This window comes from Rothia sp. (in: high G+C Gram-positive bacteria) (assembly GCF_030540545.1).
Taxonomy (GTDB): Bacteria; Actinomycetota; Actinomycetes; order Actinomycetales; family Micrococcaceae; genus Rothia.
In genome coordinates this window covers 229-1,427 of sequence record NZ_JAUNVZ010000034.1, presented here as the reverse complement: position 1 = coordinate 1,427, position 1,199 = coordinate 229, and the positions used below count along the sequence as shown (strand labels likewise).

General features: G+C 60.6%; 2 protein-coding genes. Both read left to right on the top strand.

The features are described 5' to 3' along the window. Nucleotides 1–207, top strand: a 207-nt coding sequence (locus Q4P78_RS08715; RefSeq protein WP_303339985.1) for a DUF4242 domain-containing protein, incomplete at its 5' end; no start/stop codon positions are given. Between the two features lie 18 nt (nt 208–225). Next, nucleotides 226–1,199 (top strand): acyl-CoA dehydrogenase family protein (locus tag Q4P78_RS08710; RefSeq protein ID WP_303339984.1); only part of this gene is annotated, 974 nt, incomplete at its 3' end.

The window sequence follows — 1,199 nt, the reverse complement described above, 5'->3', positions numbered from 1 at the left end:
ATCACAATGGAGCAGTACCTGACTCGCAAGAAGGCGAACGCGCCCAAGTATGCCGAGGTGCCCGAGGTTTCCTTCCTGCGCACCTATGTGCGTGAGGATACCGCCAAGTGCCTGTGCTTCTACGACGCACCCGATGAGGATGCGGTGGTGCGCGCCCGCGAAGCCGTGAGCACCCCCATCGACCGCCTGTTCAAGCTACACGCATAAACGTGCAAGGAGCCTGCTATGTCTAATGTGACGATTGAGCCTCTCCACAGCTATCCCGAACGTGAGCGTGTGCTTGCCCTTGCCGCCGAACACGCAGATGCCGTCGATACCGGTGAGCGTTCCCCATTTGAGAATCTGCGCGAGATTGCGAAGGATGGTCTGCTGACTCTGGGGCGCACCGGCTCCCTCGTGCCGCAGGCTGCGGTGGCGTATGATCTTGCTTCGCAGGATGCCTCCACCGGGTTCTCGCTGTGGGCGCATCGTTCCACGATTGCGTTCTTTGATGCGGTGAACCGTGAGCTGCCCGAGGGTTTGGCTGAGGCCACCACAAGCGGCACCACCGCGATGGCAGCGGCCTATAAAGAGGCCGCGGGTATCGGCCCGATCAAGGTGCTGGGCACCCTGGTAGAGGGCGGTGTGAAGCTTAACGGCACGGTGTCGTGGGCTTCTAACCTGTACCCGAATGGTGTGATTGTGCTGCCGGTGGCGGTGCAGAATGCGCAGGAGGGGCATCCGAACCGGTATATTGTGACGGTTCGCCAGGATACTCCGGGGCTGAAGGTTGCGTATCACCGTAACCTGCTGGCGCTCAACGGGACCGAGTCTGGCACGATCATTTTTGAGGATGTTTTTGTGCCGACCGAGGATATTCTGACCAAGGACTTTGCGGGGTTCTTAGCGAAAGTAACCGCGCCGTTTTTGCTGGTGCAGTCCGCGTTCTGCCTGGGTCTTGCCGCCGGGGCATTACAGAGCGCGGCGGAGCATCTTCAGGTGTCGGGTGGCGTCTTTAAACAGGAGTTTGAGGGGCTTCTCGGTACGTACCGTACCCTGCGGGACACTCTGCTGCGTCTAGCAGCTGAACCTGAGAACGCCCAAAAACGTGACTTGCTGCAGCTGCGTTTGGATGTTTCGCACCTGGCGACGGCGGCAACCCATTGTGAGCTGCAAACCGTGGGCGGGGCCGGGTACGTGGCAGGCTCACCCACGGCACG